We start from the raw sequence: 18,916 nt of genomic DNA, 5'->3' as shown, positions 1-18,916 counted from the left end.
GCCATGACCAAGACCTGCATCATTTTCATCTGCATTATCCGCTGAGACATCTCTGGCGGGCCGGTCTTCTATTTCCTCTGACAATCGAAGTTGCTAAGCCCGCCGCGGGATCCCGCGCGCGAGGACGGTATGACGACGATCAAACTGCACAACACCAAGACCCGTAAGAAAGAGGTGTTCACGCCTCTCGATCCCGAAAACGTGCGCATGTATGTCTGCGGGCCCACGGTCTATGACCGCGCGCATCTGGGCAACGCGCGGCCCGTCGTGGTGTTCGATGTGCTCTACCGGCTCTTGCGGCATGTCTACGGGCCGGATCACGTGACCTATGTGCGCAACTTCACCGACGTGGACGACAAGATCAACGCGCGCGCCGCCGAGACGGGGCGTGCCATTTCCGACATCACCGCCGAGACGACGCAGTGGTTCCTCGATGACATGGGGGCCTTGGGCGCGCTGGAGCCCGACCACATGCCGCGCGCCACGCAGTACATCCCGCAGATGGTCGAGATGATCGAGGCATTGATTGCAAAGGGCCACGCCTACGAGGCCGAGGGGCATGTGCTGTTTGCCGTCGACAGTTGGCGCGAAAAATATGGCAAGCTCTCGGGCCGTTCGATCGACGACATGATCGCGGGCGCAAGGGTCGAGGTCGCGCCCTACAAGAAAAACCCGATGGATTTCGTCCTGTGGAAGCCGTCGACGGATGATCTGCCCGGCTGGGACAGCCCGTGGGGCCGGGGCCGGCCCGGCTGGCATATCGAGTGCTCGGCCATGTCCTACGAACTTCTGGGCGAGAGCTTCGACATCCACGGCGGCGGCAACGACCTGATGTTTCCCCATCATGAGAACGAAATCGCGCAAAGCTGCTGCGCCCACCCCGAGGGCAGCTTTGCAAAAATGTGGCTCCACAACGAAATGCTGCAGGTCGAAGGCAAGAAGATGTCCAAGTCCCTGGGTAACTTTTTCACCGTGCGAGACCTGTTGGATCAGGGCATCCCGGGCGAGGTGATCCGCTTCGTTTTCCTCAGCACGCATTACCGTAAGCCGATGGATTGGACGGCAGAGAAGGCGCGGGAGGCGAAGGACACGCTTTGGAAGTGGCGACAATTGACTGATGGTTCGGAACGTCACCGAAGACCTCATTTAGAAGTCTTGGAAGCGCTTGCAGATGATTTGAATACGCCTTTGGCGCTTTCGGTTCTCCACAAAAAATTCAAGGAAGCGAACACCAACGAAGACGCAAGTCGATTTCTGGCAACCTTAGAAGTTTTGGGCCTTGGTCGCAATTGGCGCGATGGTTTTCAGAACGCTGTGGAGGATGCAATTGAAACCGTCAATCACTTGAAACTTCTTGAGAAAAGAATGGAGGCGATGCGCCGTGAAGCCATGCAAAGCAAAGATTTTTCAGAAGTCGATCAAATGAAGGCTGCTTTGAGCGAAGCGGGCGTCGAGGTACGTATGTCTAAGTCGGACGTAAAGCTAATCCAAGGCGCAAACTTCGACCCAGCCAAACTGGAGTCCCTCAAATGATGGAAGGACACCACGCCGCGCAGCGCCCGACCGCCGGGGGGGCGCACCCCGTCCTGAGCGGCGCACTTTATGCCCGTCAAACCCCTCCGACCGCAGAGCCCACCACATCCGTGGCCAAAGCGCCCGCCCGAGGGGGCGGTCGGGCGCTGCGCGGCGGCGGGCAGGCCCGCCTTTATTCCGCGCAAGAGAGGGGCGCACGCCATGTCTAAAACCCGCCTCTGCCTTTACGACACGACCCTGCGCGACGGGCAACAGACGCAAGGGGTCCAGTTCTCCACGCCGGAAAAGCAGACCATCGCCGCAACCCTCGATGCGCTCGGGATCGACTATATCGAAGGCGGCTGGCCCGGGGCGAACCCCACCGACAGCGCCTTTTTCGACGCGGCTCCGGAAACCCGCGCCCGCCTTACGGCTTTCGGCATGACCAAGCGCGCCGGGCGCTCGGCGGAAAACGACGACGTGCTGGCCGCCGTCCTGAACGCCGGCACCTCATCCGTCTGCCTGGTCGGCAAGACCCACGAATTTCACGTGGAAACCGCGCTCGGGATCACGCTGGGCGAAAACGCCGAGAATATCGTGCGCTCCATCGCCTATATCCGGGATCAGGGACGCGAGGCGCTCTTTGACGCCGAGCATTTCTTCGACGGGTTCAAGGCCAATCCGGACTATGCGCTCACCTGTCTGCGCGGCGCCTATGAGGCCGGCGCGCGCTGGATCGTCCTGTGCGACACCAATGGCGGGACCCTGCCGCAAGAGATCTACGAGATCACCCGCGCTGTGATCGCCGCGGGCATCCCCGGCGACCGGCTGGGCATCCACACCCATAACGACACCGAGAACGCCGTCGCCGGCAGCCTTGCGGCCGTGGATGCCGGCGCGCGCCAGATTCAGGGCACGCTCAACGGTCTGGGCGAACGCTGCGGCAACGCCAATCTCACGGCGCTCATCCCCACGCTCTTGCTTAAGGAACCTTACGCCTCGCTCTACGAGACCGGGGTGACCCGCGAGGCGCTGACGCAGTTGACGCGGGCGTCGCGGCTGCTGGACGAGATCCTGAACCGCGTGCCGCTGAAACAGGCCGCCTATGTCGGCGCGTCGGCCTTTGCGCACAAGGCCGGCTTGCACGCCAGCGCCATCCTGAAGGATCCCACCACCTACGAGCATATCCCCCCCGAGGCGGTCGGCAACGCGCGCATTATCCCGATGTCCAACCAGGCCGGGCAGTCGAACCTGCGCCGCCGGCTGATCGAGGCGGGGATCGAGGTGGAGGCCGGCGATCCCGCCTTGCCGCGCATCCTCGAAGAGATCAAGGCGCGCGAGGATCGCGGCTATACCTACGACAGCGCCCAGGCCTCGTTCGAACTCTTGGCGCGTGATCTTCTGGGCCGGATGCCCGAGTTCTTCGAGGTCAAGCGCTACAAGGTCACGGTCGAGCGGCGCAAGAACAAGTACAACAGGATGGTGTCGCTCTCCGAGGCCGTCGTGGTGGTCAAGGTCGATGGCGAAAAGAAGCTCTCGGTCAGCGAGTCGCTCGATGAGCAGGGCACCGACCGTGGCCCGGTCAACGCACTGGCGCAGGCCTTGGCTAAGGATCTCGGCCGCTACCAGGCGGCGATCGAGGACATGCATCTGGTGGACTTCAAGGTGCGCATCACGCAAGGCGGCACCGAGGCCGTCACCCGCGTCATCATCGACAGCCAGGACGGGCAGGGGCGGCGCTGGTCCACCGTGGGCGTTTCGGCCAACATAGTCGACGCCTCCTTCGAGGCGCTCATCGACGCGATCAACTGGAAGCTTCTGCGCGACGCGGGTGAGGCGTGACCGAGGACGAGGCGTTTCTGGCCCTTTATCGGGACATGACCCGGCAGGGCCCCGGCACGCCCGAGGATGTGCAATGGGCGCTCAGCCAGATCGCCTTGCCCGAAGCCCCGCGCGTGGTGGATGCGGGCTGTGGCCCCGGCGCGGATCTGGTCACACTGGCCAAGGCCCTGCCGCATGGCCGCATCGAAGGGGTCGAGCAGCTCGAACATCTCGCCCAAGAGGCGCACGAGGCCACGCGTGGCTTTACCAATGTGCAGGTTTTCCAGGGCGACATGGCAGAGATCGAGGGGCCCTGCGACCTGATCTGGTGCGCGGGCGCGCTCTATTTCCTCGGTGTTGCCGAGGGGTTGCGGACATGGCGAACAGCACTTGCGCCGGGCGGCGCTGTGGCCTTTTCGGAGCCGGTGCTGGAGCCCGGCGCACCGGATGCGGCCCGGGACTTCTGGACGGAGTATCCTGCCCTCACCGATTTTTCGGGGCTCGAGGCGCGGGTCCATGACGCGGGTTTCGAAATTTTCGGCGCGCGCGAGATCAAGGGGCTGGCTTGGGCGGGCTATTACGCCGAACTGTCGGCGCGCATCGCGGCTTTGCGCGACGGCGCCGGTACCGCACTGTCAGCCGTGCTCGACGCGGCGGAGCGCGAGATATCTCTCTGGCGGCAGGCCCCCGGTCACGTGGAATACAGGCTGATTCTGGCCCGGCCCCGCCTGGTGACGGTCTGATGGCGATGGACGAGGATGTTCTTGCCTGCGCGCGCATCGTCGAGCGCGGCGATCCGGCCCGCTTCGCGGCCGTGATGGCGGCGCCCGTCCCGGTGCGAAGCAGATTATTTCCGATCTACGCCTTCAATGTCGAAGTCGCCCGCGCGCCCTGGGTCACGCAGGAACCGATGATCGCCGAGATGCGGCTGCAATGGTGGCGCGACGTGCTCGAAGAAATCCGCGCGGGCGGGCCGGTGCGCCGGCACGAGGTCGCGGTTCCGCTGGCGCATGTGCTGAGCCCGGCAGGCGCGGGCCGGCTCGACGCTCTGATCGACGCGCGCCGCTGGGACATCGCGCGCGAACCGTTCGAGGACCACGAGGATCTCTGCGGCTATCTCCGCGCCACCTCGGGCGGCCTTTTGCTGACCGCCGCCGCGGCGTTGGGAGGAGCGCCGGAAGAACCGGTCCTGCAGGCGGGTTTTGCCCAAGGCGTGGCCAATTGGTTCCTGGCGGTGCCGGAGCTTGAGCGCGCGGGCCGCAAGCCGTTGGTCGATGGCCGCCCCGAGGGCGTGCGGGCGCTTGCAATGGAAGGACAGGCGGCGCTGCGCGCCGCGAGGCGGACGACGCTGCCCAAGCCTGCGCACCCGGCCATGCTGGCGCTTTGGCAAACGGACGCCATTCTGGCGCAGGCCGCCGCCGACCCTACGCGCGTGGCCGACGGCACTCTTCTTCCGCCGCCCTTTCGCTCGCGGCTGTCGCTTAGCCTTCGCGCGCTGACAGGTCGCTGGTAAACGGCGCGCACATGTTTCGTGACGGTGGCGCTGCCTCGTGACCCAACCCGCAGTATTTTCGCCAAGACAACGAGGGTGGTCAGGCGTCTTTCGGGCGCAGCGCCAGCCAGATCAGCGCGCCGCCCGCCAGCGTCAGGAAGGGCGTCATGGCCAGGTTCACCGCCGCCCAGCCGGCCTCTGGCGTGCCACCCGAGCAGTTCATCAGCCCGCCCGAGGACAGCGACGCCATCGTCACGCCGCCGAACACGATCAGGTCATTCAGTCCCTGCATGCGCCCACGCTCGTGCGGCGCATGCGCACCGGCGAGCATCGTGGTCGCGCCGATGAAGCCGAAATTCCATCCCAGCCCCAGAAGGATGAGCGCGACGAAGAAATGCTCCAGCTCGACTCCGCTCAGCGCGACCGCGCCGGCGGCGGCAAGGATCGCGATGCCCGTGCCGACGATTTTCTCCACCCCGAAGCGGGCGATCAGGTGGCCGGTGAAAAAGGACGGCGCATACATCGCCAGCACGTGGCCGGTGACGATATCCGCGGCATTGGCCGCCTCGAACCCGCAGCCGACCACCGCCAGAGGCGTCGAAGTCATCACCAGGTTCATCAGTGCATAAGACACCGTCGCGCAGATCACCGCGACGGCGATGCGCGGCGTTTTCAGAAGCTCCAGCCGCGACCGGCCGCGCGGCGCGTCCTCTGCGGGAACGGGCGGTTTGGGAATGTCGAGAAAGACAAAAAGCAACGCGCCGAGCCCGTTGATCGCCATCACCGCGAGATAGGTGCCGAGAAACGGGATCACCAGCGCCTCGCTTGTCACCTTGACCAGCTGAGGCCCGATGATGGCGCTGGCCAGCCCGCCCGCCAGAACATAGGAAATCGCCTTGGGACGAAACGCGTCGCTGGCCGTGTCGGCGGCGGCGAACCGGAAAAAGCCCTGAGAAGACATATAGATGCCGGTTATGAAGCTTCCCAGCAGGAAGATTGGAAAGGAGGCCAGGTAAAGCCCGTAGCCGCTGATCCCCGCGCCCGTGGCGCCCGCCGCTGTCCCGAGGATGAACCCCGCGCGGCGGCCAAAGCGCTGCATGAAGGACGACATCGGGCTGGCGGAAATCATCGATCCCAGAACGATCAGCGAGATGGGCATCGTGGCAAAACAGACGTTACTGGCCAGACCCGTCCCCGCAAGCCCGCCCACCACGAAGATCATCGCCAGCTGCGCACCCAAAAGGGCCTGCGCCAGCACAAGCACCGTCACGTTGCGGCGGGCGCGGGCATCGTCGATCAGAAGGTGTGCGGCGTCGGTCATGGCGCCGTGCTAGAAGGAATTCGAACCTGCGGCAAGCGGTCAATCGCGCCGGTCGATCAGGTGCGCAAAGGAGCCCTGAACGCGCCCTGCGCGCAGGCCCATCGCGGGCAGGTCGGTCCCTTCGGCATCCCGCGCCGAGAAAAGCGGCGTGCCCTCTGCGCGCAGTGTGGTGGCATAGTGGAATTCATGCCCGGCCCAGGCGCCAGCGAAGGGCCCTTCGCTGGCCTGCAGCTCTCTATAGCCAAGATGCAGTCGCCGCGCCGCATAGGATGTCTCGAGCCGCAAAAGCCCCGCCATTGCATGCCGCGCACCGGATGCATCCACAAGCCCGTCGCCGAGCACCATGTAGCCGCCGCATTCGCCGTAGATGTCGGTGTCAGATGCGGCACGGCGCAGGCTTTTGAGAAACCGCGCGTTTCCGGCGATGCGCCCGGCATGCAGCTCCGGATAGCCACCGGGCAGAAACACGATATCCGCCTCCGGCACGGCCTCATCGGCAAGCGGCGAAAAATGCCGGATCTCCGCGCCCGCAACACGCCAATCGTGCAGCATATGAGGATAGGCAAAGGCGAAGGCTGCATCATGGGCCATCGCGATCACCTGACCCGGCGGGGCCAGCCGGCGCACGGCGTCACAGGTCGGAAGCGACGTTGCGAGATCGAGCAGCGCCTGCGTATCGAGGCCCGGCCCAAGCGCATCGGCGGCACGGTCGAGAAATCCGTCGAGATCGGGACGTTCGACTGCCTGCACCAGCCCCAGATGCCGCGAGGGCAGGGCCAGCCCATCCGCACGCCGCAATGCGCCCAGAACCTGCAATGACAGCGGGGCAAGCGCGCGGCGCAACATCGCCTCGTGCCGATCCGAACCGACCTTGTTGAGGATCACGCCCGCCACCCGCACATCGGGATCGAATCCGGCGAAGCCCGCGACAAGCGGCGCGACAGAACCCGCCATGCGGGCCGCGTCGACGACAAGCACCACGGGCAGATCCAGCAGCCGCGCAAGATCCGCCACGGCGCCGCGCCCGTCGGGCGGCGCGCCGTCGAACAAACCCATCGCACCTTCCACGATCAGCAGGCCCTCACCCGCCGCCAGGGCCTTGATCCGGTCTGGTGCCATCGCCCAGGCGTCGAGATTGATGCAGGGCGTACCGCAGGCCGCGGCATGGAAAGCCGGATCGATATAATCGGGTCCCGATTTGGCCGCGCGCACCGCGAGGCCCTCGCGGCGCAGATGCCGCAACAGCGCCAGCGTGACAGTGGTCTTGCCGCTGCCCGAGGCCGGCGCCGCAAGGATCAGGCCGCGGCCCATTGGCGGTCCTTTTGCGTTTCGGGCACAGGCCGTCTGCGGCGGGCGGCGCAAAATAGCCGGTGGACCGCGCCGGTCACGCGCTTTCCGCGGGGCGCCCCCGGCCAAGCGGGTCGAGGTCGCGCGGCGCGTGCCCTGCCATCATGCCCTGCCAGTCCAGCACCTGCCGCATCAGCACCGACCGGCCGATGCACAGGATCGCCGGCGGCTCGAGGCCGTGGCTCTCGATCTCTGCCGCCATGCGTTCCAGCGTGGTTTCGAGCACGTCCTGATGAGGTGTCGTGGCCGAGGTCACCACCGCCACGGGCTCGGCCGGATCGCGGCCCGCCGCGATCAGCGAGCGGCTGATCTGATCGGCATGTTTCATTCCCATGTAGATCACGAGAACCTGCGCGCCTTCGGCAATGGCCCGCCAGTTGAGCGAGCTTGGCGTCGCCCCGGACTGGTCATGGCCGGTCACGAAGGTGACCGACTGGTTCACATCGCGATGCGTCACAGGGATCCCGGCATAGGCCAGCCCACCGATGCCCGCGCTGATACCGGGAATGATCCGGATGTTGACGCCATGCTGGACAAGGGTCTGCGCCTCTTCTCCGCCGCGCCCGAACACGAAGGGATCGCCACCCTTGAGGCGCAACACCTTGCGCCTCGCGCGGGCGAGATCCACGAGCCGCAGGGAAATATCGCGCTGATTGGCCGACGGCTTGCCGCCGCGCTTGCCGGCATAGATATGCTCGGCCTGCGGCGCCCAGTCGAGAATGCGTTCCTCGACCAGTGCGTCGTAGACCACAACCTCGGCCTGGCGCAGCGCATTGACGGCATGCAGGGTCAAGAGACCCGGGTCACCTGGGCCGGCCCCGCAGAGCCAGACCCAGCCGGGCTGCATCTCGGGCCAGGCGCCCGTAGGAAGCGGAAGCGAGTCGGTCATGCAAACCTCTATGCCCGCAAATACTCCGCCGGGAAAGACCGGCTGCGACCATAGACAGGGTCTGGCGCGACATTCCGTCGTCGGGAAGGCGATGTTTTGACAGGCAGAATTCGCCGATTGGCCTCGGGCGCGGCGCTGCCTATAGTCCGCCGCGACATGGCCCGCAAACCCGACACCCCCTTGCGCCGTGGCTGGACCACGGGCGCCTGCGCCACGGCGGCGACGCGCGCCGCGTTGATGGGGCTGTGGCAGGGCGCGCGACCGGACCGCGTGCGGATCACGTTGCCGCGTGGCGAACGCCCGGCATTCGAGATCGCCGACTGGAGCGTGGGCGAGGGATGGTGCGAGGCGGGCATCGTGAAGGACGCCGGCGACGACCCCGATGTCACCCACGGCGCACTTGTGATCGCGCGGGTCAGCGCCTCGGCGGGTGGGGTGCGGTTCCGCGCGGGAGAAGGCGTGGGCACTGTGACCATGCCCGGGCTGCCAATTCCGCCGGGCGAGCCGGCGATCAACCCCGTGCCACGCCAGATGATGACCCAAACGGTCGAAGAAATGGCCGCGCAACTGGGGCAAAGCCCGGATATCACCATCGAGATTTCGATACCCGGCGGTCAGGCGCTGGCACAGAAGACGTGGAATCCCCGCGTCGGCGTCAAGGGCGGGCTGTCGATCCTCGGCACGACCGGCATCGTGCGCCCGTTTTCCTGCGCGGCCTGGATCGCCTCCATCCATCGCGGAATCGACGTCGCACGGGCCGGCGGGCTTAAGCATGTGGCCGGCTGCACCGGCGCCACCAGCGAGGCCGCGGTTCAGGCCCTCTACGGGCTGCCCGATCATGCGATGCTGGACATGGGCGATTTTGCGGGCGGCATGCTGAAATATCTCGCGCGACACCCGGTGCCGCGTGTGACCGTGGGTGGCGGTATCGGCAAGATGACAAAGCTCGCCCAGGGTTCGCGGGATCTGCACTCCGGCCGCAGTCAGGTGGATTTCGCAGCCCTTGCAGACGCGCTCGGACTGCCCGAGCTCGGTCACATGAACACAGCGCTGCAAGCCTATGAAAACGCAAAAAATACCATGCCTGACTGGGTGGCGCGCAAAAGCCTTGAGACCGTGCGCGCCATGCTGCCGGATACCATACGCGCCGATACCGTCGTGATCGACCGGCAGGGCCGGATCATCGCGAGGGCCGGCGCATGACGGTACTGCTGCTGGCCGGAACCGGCGAGGCCAAGCGGATCGCCGAAGGGTTGGCCGCCAGAGGTCTGCCCGCGATCGCCTCGCTGGCGGGCGCGACGCGTGCACCCCGGCCACTGGGGCTGCCGACGCGTGTCGGCGGCTTCGGCGGTGACGACAGCTTTCGCCGCTACCTGCGCAGCGCCGGGATCACTGCGGTTCTGGATGCAACGCATCCCTTCGCGCATCGCGTCTCGCACCGGACCGCGCGAATCTGTATTGAGGAAAACATCGCCTATTGTCAGGTGCTTCGCCCGCCATGGGTGCCTCAACCGGACGACAACTGGACCCTGATCGACAGCGAAGAAGAAGCCGCAGAACACATCGCGCCCGGCTCCACGGTCTTTCTCGCAACCGGGCGGCAGACCCTGCAGCGTTTCGCCAATCTCGGTCACTGCCGCCTGATCTGTCGCCAGATCGACCCGCCCGACGGACCTTTTCCGTTCCCGAACGGCGCGTTTCTTGTCGGTCGACCGCCATTTTCGGAAGAGGACGAGGCGGCGCTGTTTCGGTGGCTTGGGGTGGACTGGCTGATCGCCAAGAATGCGGGCGGGGCGGTGCCGTATACCAAGCTTGCGGCGGCGCGGCGGCTTGGTCTGCGAGTCGCGATGATCAACCGCCCGCCGCAACCCGACGCGCTGCGCGTCGAGACGGTGACCGAGGCGCTGGATTGGGTTGCGTCGCTGTGACGGAACGGATTATCTCTAACCTGAACGACGTCGAAGAAGGCGTTGAATTCCTGAAACAAACCTGCCCCCGTATGGCGCAAGCGCATGCCATGACCGGCCCGCTGCCCCTGCGCCGCAAACCCGACGGCTTCGCCCAGCTTCTGAGCGCGATCGTCAGCCAGCAGGTCAGCGTCGCGTCGGCCAATGCGATCTGGACCCGGATGAAGGACGCCGGGCTGACCGGCCCGCGCAAGATCAAATGGGCCAGCGATGATGATCTGCGCGCCGTCGGCCTCAGCCGGCAAAAGATCCGCTATGCCCGCGAACTGGCGGCCTCGGGCATTGATTTTCGCGCCCTGAGGGACAAGCCGACAGCCGAGGTCGTGACCGACCTGACGCAGGTGCCGGGCATTGGTGTCTGGACCGCCGAGATCTACGCGATGTTTTCGCTCGGACGGGCGGATGTCTTCGCGCCCGGCGATCTGGCCCTGCAAGAGGCCGCGCGCCTGCTTTACGATCTGCCGGACCGTCCGAAGGACCGCGCGTTGCGAGACATGGCCCGGGCCTGGAGCCCGTGGAGATCGGTTGCGGCGCGCCAGCTCTGGGCCTACTACCGTGTGGCAAAGCAAAGGGAAGGGATCCGATGACGCGTGTGTTGCAAGCCCAGAAGAAACAGCCCCTGTCGGGCACGACCCGGTCCGTGGTGGTCTTCCTGCATGGTTATGGCGCGAATGGCGCCGATTTGATGGGCCTGGCCGATCCCCTGGCCGAGCATCTGCCCGACACGCTTTTCGTGGCCCCCGACGCGCCCGAAACGATCCCGATGATGCCCACCGGCCTGCAATGGTTCCCGATTCCCTGGATAGACGGATCGTCCGAGGAAGAGGCCGAGCGCGGCCTGATGGCCGCGGCGCAGGATCTCAACGCCTTTCTCGACGCGCTGATGGTCGACGAGGACGTGCTGCCCGAGCAGGTGGTGCTTTTCGGCTTTTCGCAAGGCACGATGATGGCGCTTCACGTGGCCCCCCGCCGCGAGGATGAAATCGCCGGCATCGTCGCCTTTTCGGGGCGGCTTTTGTCGCCCACGCTGCTCAAGGAAGAGGCCGTGTCGCGCCCGCCGGTGCTGCTGGTGCATGGCGACGCCGACGACGTGGTCCCGCCCCAATCCTTGCCCGAGGCCGCCGAGGCGCTGCAGGCCGCCGGCTGGAAAGAGGTCTACGCCCACGTCATGAAAGGCACCGCGCACGGGATCGCGCCGGATGGTCTATCCGTTGCGCTGGCCTTCATGCGGGACAAGCTGGGCCTGTGACGGCCTGTTTTGCAGCTTAGAGGGTCTCGCAGGCCCGCGTCGAATGACCGGTCAAAGCCCGGAACAGTGAATTCCGCAGAGCGGACAACGCTTTAGTTTCTGCAGGAGCAGCCTGTCGGCACCGGATCTGAGATTGCTGCAGCGTGGCTCGTCTGCATCGTCTCGATAGCACCACCGGGCATTCGCGGGCGGACTCAGATGATATCGAAATCGCGCCCGCGTCACGCGCCAGTCCGCAGATTACTATAGTCCATCGCGGCTTCTGATACGTCACAAAGGGCTGCCCCGCCATCAATCCGCGCGCCGTCGATATGGTTCTGCCATCAGGGGCGCACATCACCCATCCACGGCCTCTCGCATCCAGCGCTGCAGGTGCATCACGGAGTGTTCCGAATTCACCCCGCAGGCGGGATCAACCACCAGCGGCCCGGGTACGTACCCGCGTGATTTCAGGCCGCGCTGCACCGACTCGACAAGGTGGATATCTTCCTCGACCGTCGTGGCGCGATCCTGCAGGGCCATACGGCGGACGGTTTCGTCTTCATAGCCGCCGACAGAATACCAGCCGCGCCAGACCACCACGTGGTCGGCGTCGACGGGGCGCCAGTGATATGTGTTCAGCAGATTGCCCGGATAGACCTGAAACGAGAACATCGGCCAGAGAAACCAGCTGGAATACTTGTCGTTATTGGCGAATCCGCTGTCGATGTCATAGCTCATCTGGCTGAGGTCATTGCAGTCCGTCGTGTGGCGCAGGCAGAAACCCTGCGGCTGGATATCGTAGGTTTCCGGCCGGATCACGCCGGTGGCGAAGGTCGGGTGGTTGAGGGTGCAGTGATAGCATTCCGAGTAGTTTTCGACCGAAACCTTCCAATTGCAGGTCTCCGGGATCTCCACCCATTCCAGCGGTTTCAGTTCCGCCCAGTTGGGCACGAACTCTTCAAGTTCGGACCGCGCGTTCGGGAACCACACATCCACGGGCTCGGCGTCGGGGTCGAGGTTGACGAAGACAAAGCCGAGGAAAACCTCCGTGCGCACTCCTGTCAGGCAGATTTTTGCGGCGTCGAAGCCGGGCACGGATTTGGCATTGGGGGCGGCGCGCAGGTTGCCGGACAGCTCGTAGGTCCACGCATGGTAGGGACACACCACGACGCGCGTGCTGCCCGCGCCGCTGACAAGCTGATGCGCGCGGTGCTGGCAGACGTTGTAGAACGTGCGAATCTCGCCATCTCGCCCCTTGATCGAAAACAGGCTTTCATCGCCCAGATCGAAAGCCACGTAGTCGCCGGGGTTTTCCAACTGGCTGGCGTGGCAGGCGAAATGCCATGTGCGCGCCAGAAGCCCGGTCTTTTCGGCCTCAAAGACCGCCGGATCGGTGTAATACCGCGCGTCCAGTGACCGGACGGGACCTGCTTCATCCTTCATTCCGGTTCCTCCATGTAGATGCCAAGCTGATGCCGGCGGCGGTGAAATCTCTCGACCCGGTCCACGATCTCGTCGCTGGCCACGGCAATGACGAAGCTGAGCAGGGTTTCCAGAAGTGCGACGGTCGAGACCGACGAGGGGAAGAATTGCGGCGTATCGACCGCCACGACGAACCCGTGATCCGCGGCGCGGATGATCGGGCTGGCGGGGCTGTCGCTGAGGCCGATGATGGTCATGCCCTGCTCGCGGGCCACGTCGACGGCGGCCACCACCTCACTGCGGTAGGGGCGCATGGACATCGCAATCAGGACATCGCGGCTGTCGGCCCAGGCCAGGTCATCCGTGGGGGTAGAGCCCGAGCGGGGAATGGCATGAAACTGGACCATGCCGGTGGAGGCGAGATAGGTGAAATTGCGCGCGTTGGCATTGTTGACCCCGACACCCAGCGTAAAGACCTGCCGGCTGGCCCAGATCGCCTCTGCCGCCGTTTTCAGAGCCTCGGCATCAAGCCCGGCAAAGGTCTCTTCGAGGTTGCGGATCGCCCCCTCGACCATGTCGGCATAAAGCCCCCCCAGATCGCCCGATTTGCGGATGTCCTGCAGCCAGCGCGCGCGGTCGGGAAAGCTGACGGCCCCCTTTCGGATCGCCTCGCGGAAGGGTGCGCGGAAATCCTCATAGCCTTCGAATCCCATCTGCCGTGCCATGCGCACGAAAGTGTTGGGTTTGACATTCGCCGCCTCGGCGATCTCGCGCACGGTCGAAACCCCGACGTCATTGGGGTTTTCAAGCACGTAGCGCGCGGCCTTCTGGGCTTCGGGCGTCAGGGCGTCCCACTCTTCGGTGAGGCGCTCCAGAACGTAGTATGATACATTTGTTCCATTCATGATTGACATTGGTACACATGTCCACTTAGCCTGTCCACAAGTTTTGCGACTCCCGAACAAAGGATGCGACGATGTCGGACAAACAGTTTCCCGGTCACGCCCGCGTGGTCATCGTCGGCGGTGGTGTGATGGGGGTCGGACTTGCCTATCACCTCGCGCATGAGGGCTGGGGACCGGAGGTTGTGCTGCTGGAAAAGGCCGAACTGACCTCGGGCAGCACATGGCACGCCGCCGGTCAGATCACGCATTCCACCTCAAGCTTCTCGCTGGGCAAATGCGTGGACTACAATATCGGGCTTTATTCCGGCGCGCTGGAGGCCGAGACCGGCCAGGCGGTGACGTGGCACGGCTGCGGGTCGTTCCGGCTGGCCTATACCGAGGACGAGATGGACTGGCTGCGCCACACGCTGTCGGTCGGGCGCTCGCTGGGGTTCAACATCGAATTGGTTGGCCCGGACCGCGTGGCAGAGCTGCATCCGTTCTACAATCTCGAGGGTGTTCTGGGGGCGCTGCATACGCCGGACGATGGGCATGTGGACCCGACCAACGTGACCATGGCCATGGCCGCCGGCGCCCGCGCCAAGGGCGTGCGGATCATCCGCCGCTGCCGCGCCACGAATATCACGCAGCCGGCCAGCGGCGAATGGGTGGTCGAGACCGAGCAGGGCAAGATCCATGCCGAGCACGTGGTCAACGCAGGCGGCACCTATGCGCGGCAGATGGGCGAATGGTCTGGGCTGCAACTTCCGATGACGTCGATGACGCATCATTACTTCGTCACCGAGGAGGTGCCGGAATTCCGCGATCTCGACCGGGAGCTGCCGGTGATCCGCGATGACCGCAAGGTGTCTGGCTATATCCGGATGGAGCAGAAACGGGGCCTGATCGGAATCTACGAGAAGGCCAATCCCAACACCGTCTGGGAAGATCACTGTCCGTGGGAGGCCGAGAACGAGCTGTTTGCGGCGGATTATGACCGCGTCATGCCGTGGCTGGAGGAAAGCCTGAACCGGATGCCGATTTTCGCCGAGCTTGGCATCAGCCGGGACGTTCACGGCGCGATCAGTCACCCGCCGGATGGCAATCCTCTCATTGGTCCCGCGCCGGGTGTGCGCAATTACTGGTGCTGTTGCGGCACCCAGATCGGGATCGGCTGGGGCCCGGGGCTGACCCGGGAACTGGCGCGCTGGATGGTCCATGGCGCGGCGGATATTTCCATGCGCGACTATGATCCGCGCCGGTTCGGGTCTTACGCCACCAAGGACTGGCAAGTGATTAAGGCCAAAGAGGATTACTGCCTGCGCCACGAAATCCCTTACCCGCATTTCAACCGCCTTGCCGGGCGCCCGATCAAACCGTCGCCGCTCCATGAGGTGCTGAAGGACAAGGGCGCGGTCTTCGAAGAGGTCTACGGGTTCGAGCGCCCCCGCTGGTTCGCCAAGGGGGGCGTGGCGCAGAAAGATCACTATTCCTTCCGCCGCACGGTGGTGGACGACATGGTCGCCGCCGAGGTCAAGGCGGTGCGTGAGCGCGTGGGGATCATGGATGTGACCGCCTTTACCAAGGTGCTGGTCGAGGGGCCGGATGCTTACGGCCTGCTTGACCGGCTGACAGCGAACCGGATTCCGCAGAAGGTGGGGGCCATCACGTTGACCCACATGCTCAACCGTCGGGGCCGGATCGAGGTGGAAACCACGATCCTGCGCATGGCCGAGGATCGCTTCTATCTGGTCTGCGCGGCATTCTTCGAGCAACGCTTGCTGGATCACCTGACCCAACAGCGACAAGCAGGGGACGTGACGATCATCGCTCTGTCGGACAGTTGGGGGGCTTTGTCGCTCAACGGGCCACGGTCGCGTGACGTTCTGGCCGCCTGCACGAAGGCGCGGCTCGACAATGCCTCTTTCCGCTGGCTCTCGGCACAGCAGATCACCGTCGCCGGACACAATGTCTGGGCCTTCCGCATGTCCTACGCCGGTGAGCTGGGCTGGGAACTGCACATGCCCTTCGAGGCGATGGCAGAGGTTTACGCCGCACTCTGGCACGCGGGTGTCGCACATGGAATCGCCGACTACGGCAGCTTCGCCATGAACGTGATGCGGATGGAGAAAGGCTTCAAGGGCGCGGGCGAGCTGACCAACGAGGTCACGCTGGCCGAGGCCGATGTGCTGCGCTTTGCCCGGACGGACAAGGACTATCTTGGCAAGGACAAGATGTTGAACACCGATCTGCCCTGGGTCTGCGCCTATCTGGAGATTGAGCCGGACGGCCGGATCGACGGCCACGGCGGCGAAGCGGTAACGCTGGATGGCGCGGTGGTCGGGTCCACGGCCTCCTTGGTCTATGGTCACACGGTCGGAAAAATCCTGGCCTTCGCCTACATCAAACCGAAGGCCGCCGCCCCAGGCACCGCGCTCGAGGTGATCATCCACGGCAAACCCCGCGCCGCCCGTGTGCTGGGTGAGCCGGCCTACGATCCGCAAAGCCTGGCACCGCGCACGGATGTGGTTCAGGAGCCCGCCGAGTGAACCGGATCGCCGCCCCCGCGCTGACGACCATCGTTGCCGGGCAGCGCATCACACGGCTCAGCCTCTGGCATGTGCCGCTGACCAGCCACACGGTCTATTACATGGCCGATGGCAAAACCTGCGACACGGTGGAAACGGTGGTCATCGCCCTCGACACCGATGCCGGTCTGACAGGGTGGGGTGAGGTCTGTCCGATCCCGCATTACCTGCGCGCCTATGCCCGCGGCGTGGCGCCCGCCCTGCAGGAATTGGCGCCCGTGATCCTCGGGGGCGATCCTGTGGGCGCAGAGGCGCTGATGGCCAAGGCCGAGGCCTTTCTGCCCGGACATGTCTATGCAAAATCTGCATTGGACATCGCGCTTTGGGATATCACGGGGCGGACAGCAGGCTTGCCCGTCCATGCCCTATTGGGAGGACAGCGGCAGGAGACACTGCCGCTCTACCATTCCATCACCTGCGTCGAGCCGGATGACATGGCCCGCATGGCCCGCGACGCGCAGGCGCAGGGGATCACCCAGTTTCAGGCCAAGCTGGGCGCGTCTGGCGACTGGCAAACCGATGTCGAACGATTGGCAAAGGTGCGCGCAGCGGTCGGCCCCGGTCCGTTGGTCTACGGCGACTGGAACTGTGGTACGACCACCCTCGATGCGATCCGCGTAGGCCGGGGTGCCGCGCATCTCGATGTGATGCTGGAACAGCCCTGCGCCACGCTGGAAGATTGCGCGCGGGTGCAATCGGCCACGGGTCTGCCGATGAAGCTGGATGAACTGGCGCATGACACGGCCTCGCTGCTGCAGGCGCACCGGCTGGGCATCATGGACGCGGTCGCGCTGAAACTGTCGAAATTCGGCGGGCTTTCGGCCACGCGCAGGGCGCGCGATCTGTGCCTGCACCTTGGGGCGAAGATGTGCATAGAATGTACCTGGGGCAGCGATATCGTGACCGCCGCGGCGCTGCATCTCGGGGCCGCGACCCCACCCAGCCGTCTTCTGAACGTCTGTGACCTCTCGGGCTATGTCCGCCCGCGTCTTGCGCCGGACGCTCCGACGCGCGCGAAAGGCCGCATCGCCCCGCCCGTGGGCCCGGGATTGGGCGTTACCATCGACAAAGACCGCCTTGGCCCGCCCGATCTGATACTGGATTGACCCCATGAACCGCATATACACCCAAGCCGATTGGATCGCCCGCGCCGGCGAGGTTCTGCCCGCTGCCGGATTCGGGAATTTCGATGCCTCTGTCGTCATCGCCCGGGGCGAGGGGGCCCGCGTCTGGGATGAGGACGGTCACGAATACGTGGATTACCTGATCGGGTCCGGACCTATGCTTCTGGGTCATGGCCACCCGGAAGTGATGGAGGCCGTTCTGGAACAACTGCCCAAAGGCATGACCTTTTTCGCCAACAATGCGAAGGGGATCGCACTGGCCGAGGCCATAGTCGAGGCCGTGCCGTGCTGTGAGCAGGTCCGCTTCGTCACATCCGGCGGCGAGGCGGACATGTACGCCATCCGCCTTGCCCGCGCCTATACCGGCAAGCCGAAGATCCTGAAATTCGAGGGCGGCTATCACGGCATGTCCGCCGAGGCGCAAATGAGCCTCGCCCCCACCCGCGAGGTCAACTTTCCCACGCCCGTGCCCGACAGCGCGGGCATCCCGCAGGGTGTGGCCGACGACATGCTCATCGCCCCCTTCAACGATCTTGCGGCGGTCGATTCCTTGCTTGCCGAGCATCACGATATCGCCGCCATCATCGTCGAGCCCTTGCAGCGTATCATCCCGGCAAGGCCCGGCTTTTTGCAGGGCCTGCGCGACTTGTGTGACAGGCATGGCGTGCTCCTGATCTTCGACGAGATCGTCACCGGCTTTCGCCTCGCCTATGGCGGTGCGCAGGAACGCTATGGCGTCACGCCCGACATTTGCACGTTGGGCAAGATTATCGGCGGCGGCTTTCCGTTGGCCGCGCTTGGCGCCAGCGCCGAGATCATGGCGCATTTCGACAAGGCCACTGTGGGGGCGGACAAGTGGCTCATGCAGCTCGGCACGCTCTCGGGCAATCCGGTGGCCTCGGCCGCAGGTCTAAAAACGATGGAAATCCTCCGGCGTCCGGGACAATATGAGCGTCTGCGTGACCTGGGCCAAACCCTGATGGATATGCAATCCGCCGCGCTGACCGAACGGGGGATCACCCACCGCATTTGTGGCGATCCGACCCTGTTCGACATCTTCTTCACAGAAGCGGAGCCGATAGATTACCGAAGCGCAAAACACAGCGATCCGAAGATCAACGAGCGCTGGAACAGCACATTGCGCGCCAACGGTGTCTTTAAGTCACAGGGAAAACTCTACCCATCGCTGGCCCTAAGCTCCGACGATCTGGAATTGACCCGGTCTGCTTTCCAGCACGCGGCAAACGCTTTGTCGGAATATCGACCAAACGCGTTCTAGTCTTCTTTGGCACGATCATCCTCCGCGTGGCGAAAGGAC

16 protein-coding genes are annotated in these 18,916 nt (G+C 64.8%); 11 read left to right on the top strand and 5 right to left on the bottom strand.

What is annotated here, in order from left to right:
• Positions 1-129 precede the first annotated feature (129 nt).
• The 4 genes from cysS to EZV60_RS10120 all read left to right on the top strand — a co-directional run bounded on the left by cysS (position 130) and on the right by EZV60_RS10120 (position 4,846).
• The gene (cysS, locus tag EZV60_RS10135; protein WP_135505062.1) at positions 130-1,533 is read left to right on the top strand and encodes a cysteine--tRNA ligase; all 1,404 of its coding nucleotides are present in this window, start codon (positions 130-132) and stop codon (positions 1,531-1,533) included.
• Between the two features lie 201 nt (positions 1,534-1,734).
• The gene (gene cimA / locus EZV60_RS10130; protein WP_135505060.1) at positions 1,735-3,354 is read left to right on the top strand and encodes a citramalate synthase; all 1,620 of its coding nucleotides are present in this window, start codon (positions 1,735-1,737) and stop codon (positions 3,352-3,354) included.
• Positions 3,351-4,076 (top strand): class I SAM-dependent methyltransferase, encoded by a 726-nt coding sequence (locus tag EZV60_RS10125; RefSeq protein WP_245306265.1) that lies wholly within the window; start codon positions 3,351-3,353, stop codon positions 4,074-4,076. Before cimA ends, EZV60_RS10125 begins: the two co-directional genes overlap by 4 nt.
• The gene (locus EZV60_RS10120; protein ID WP_135505058.1) at positions 4,076-4,846 is read left to right on the top strand and encodes a squalene/phytoene synthase family protein; all 771 of its coding nucleotides are present in this window, start codon (positions 4,076-4,078) and stop codon (positions 4,844-4,846) included. The genes EZV60_RS10125 and EZV60_RS10120 overlap by 1 nt, the downstream gene beginning before the upstream one ends.
• A 79-nt stretch (positions 4,847-4,925) precedes the next feature.
• Here EZV60_RS10120 and EZV60_RS10115 read toward each other — a convergent pair whose 3' ends face one another.
• From EZV60_RS10115 to cobA, 3 genes are all read right to left on the bottom strand, one after another.
• Complete coding sequence (locus EZV60_RS10115; RefSeq protein WP_135505056.1) at positions 4,926-6,146, bottom strand: MFS transporter; 1,221 nt, start codon at positions 6,144-6,146, stop codon at positions 4,926-4,928.
• A 39-nt stretch (positions 6,147-6,185) separates the two neighbouring features.
• Positions 6,186-7,457 carry a cobyrinic acid a,c-diamide synthase CobB gene (locus tag EZV60_RS10110; protein WP_135505054.1) on the bottom strand — a complete coding sequence of 424 codons (1,272 nt, stop codon included), beginning with the start codon at positions 7,455-7,457 and terminating at the stop codon, positions 6,186-6,188.
• 73 nt (positions 7,458-7,530) lie between these two features.
• Entirely contained in the window at positions 7,531-8,382 is an 852-nt protein-coding gene (cobA, locus tag EZV60_RS10105; protein ID WP_135505052.1) for a uroporphyrinogen-III C-methyltransferase, read from the bottom strand.
• A 156-nt stretch (positions 8,383-8,538) separates the two neighbouring features.
• Here cobA and EZV60_RS10100 point away from each other — a divergent pair, with 156 nt between their 5' ends.
• From EZV60_RS10100 to EZV60_RS10085, 4 genes are read left to right on the top strand one after another with little or no spacing between them, the layout of a single operon-like run.
• The gene (locus EZV60_RS10100; protein WP_135505263.1) at positions 8,539-9,585 is read left to right on the top strand and encodes a cobalt-precorrin-5B (C(1))-methyltransferase; all 1,047 of its coding nucleotides are present in this window, start codon (positions 8,539-8,541) and stop codon (positions 9,583-9,585) included.
• Positions 9,582-10,310: a cobalt-precorrin-6A reductase gene (locus EZV60_RS10095; RefSeq protein WP_135505050.1), complete on the top strand. Its 729-nt coding sequence runs from the start codon at positions 9,582-9,584 to the stop codon at positions 10,308-10,310. Before EZV60_RS10100 ends, EZV60_RS10095 begins: the two co-directional genes overlap by 4 nt.
• A complete protein-coding gene (locus tag EZV60_RS10090; RefSeq protein ID WP_425353564.1) occupies positions 10,307-10,936 on the top strand; it encodes a DNA-3-methyladenine glycosylase family protein in 630 nt (209 codons plus the stop codon). The genes EZV60_RS10095 and EZV60_RS10090 overlap by 4 nt, the downstream gene beginning before the upstream one ends.
• Positions 10,933-11,598 (top strand): alpha/beta hydrolase, encoded by a 666-nt coding sequence (locus EZV60_RS10085; RefSeq protein WP_135505048.1) that lies wholly within the window; start codon positions 10,933-10,935, stop codon positions 11,596-11,598. Before EZV60_RS10090 ends, EZV60_RS10085 begins: the two co-directional genes overlap by 4 nt.
• A 336-nt stretch (positions 11,599-11,934) precedes the next feature.
• Here EZV60_RS10085 and EZV60_RS10080 read toward each other — a convergent pair whose 3' ends face one another.
• Together EZV60_RS10080 and EZV60_RS10075 are read right to left on the bottom strand one after the other, a co-directional pair.
• The gene (locus tag EZV60_RS10080; RefSeq protein ID WP_135505046.1) at positions 11,935-13,023 is read right to left on the bottom strand and encodes an aromatic ring-hydroxylating oxygenase subunit alpha; all 1,089 of its coding nucleotides are present in this window, start codon (positions 13,021-13,023) and stop codon (positions 11,935-11,937) included.
• The gene (locus tag EZV60_RS10075) at positions 13,020-13,907 is read right to left on the bottom strand and encodes a MurR/RpiR family transcriptional regulator (RefSeq protein ID WP_135505044.1); all 888 of its coding nucleotides are present in this window, start codon (positions 13,905-13,907) and stop codon (positions 13,020-13,022) included. The genes EZV60_RS10080 and EZV60_RS10075 overlap by 4 nt, the downstream gene beginning before the upstream one ends.
• A gap of 71 nt (positions 13,908-13,978) precedes the next feature.
• On the opposite strand from EZV60_RS10075, the gene EZV60_RS10070 reads away from it, so the two are divergent.
• The 3 genes from EZV60_RS10070 to EZV60_RS10060 are packed head-to-tail and all read left to right on the top strand — an operon-like array spanning position 13,979 to position 18,877.
• On the top strand, positions 13,979-16,435 hold the full coding sequence (locus tag EZV60_RS10070) for an FAD-dependent oxidoreductase (RefSeq protein ID WP_135505042.1): 2,457 nt from the start codon (positions 13,979-13,981) through the stop codon (positions 16,433-16,435).
• Positions 16,432-17,580, top strand: a complete 1,149-nt coding sequence (locus EZV60_RS10065) for a mandelate racemase/muconate lactonizing enzyme family protein (protein ID WP_135505040.1) — start codon at positions 16,432-16,434, stop codon at positions 17,578-17,580. The genes EZV60_RS10070 and EZV60_RS10065 overlap by 4 nt, the downstream gene beginning before the upstream one ends.
• Before the next feature lie 4 nt (positions 17,581-17,584).
• Positions 17,585-18,877: an aspartate aminotransferase family protein gene (locus tag EZV60_RS10060; protein ID WP_135505038.1), complete on the top strand. Its 1,293-nt coding sequence runs from the start codon at positions 17,585-17,587 to the stop codon at positions 18,875-18,877.
• Positions 18,878-18,916 lie beyond the last annotated feature (39 nt).

The organism is Roseovarius aestuariivivens, from assembly GCF_004761875.1.
Lineage (GTDB): Bacteria > Pseudomonadota > Alphaproteobacteria > Rhodobacterales > Rhodobacteraceae > Roseovarius > Roseovarius aestuariivivens.
Note: the sequence above shows the minus strand (reverse complement) of the source record. Positions and strands in the feature narration are given on the sequence as shown.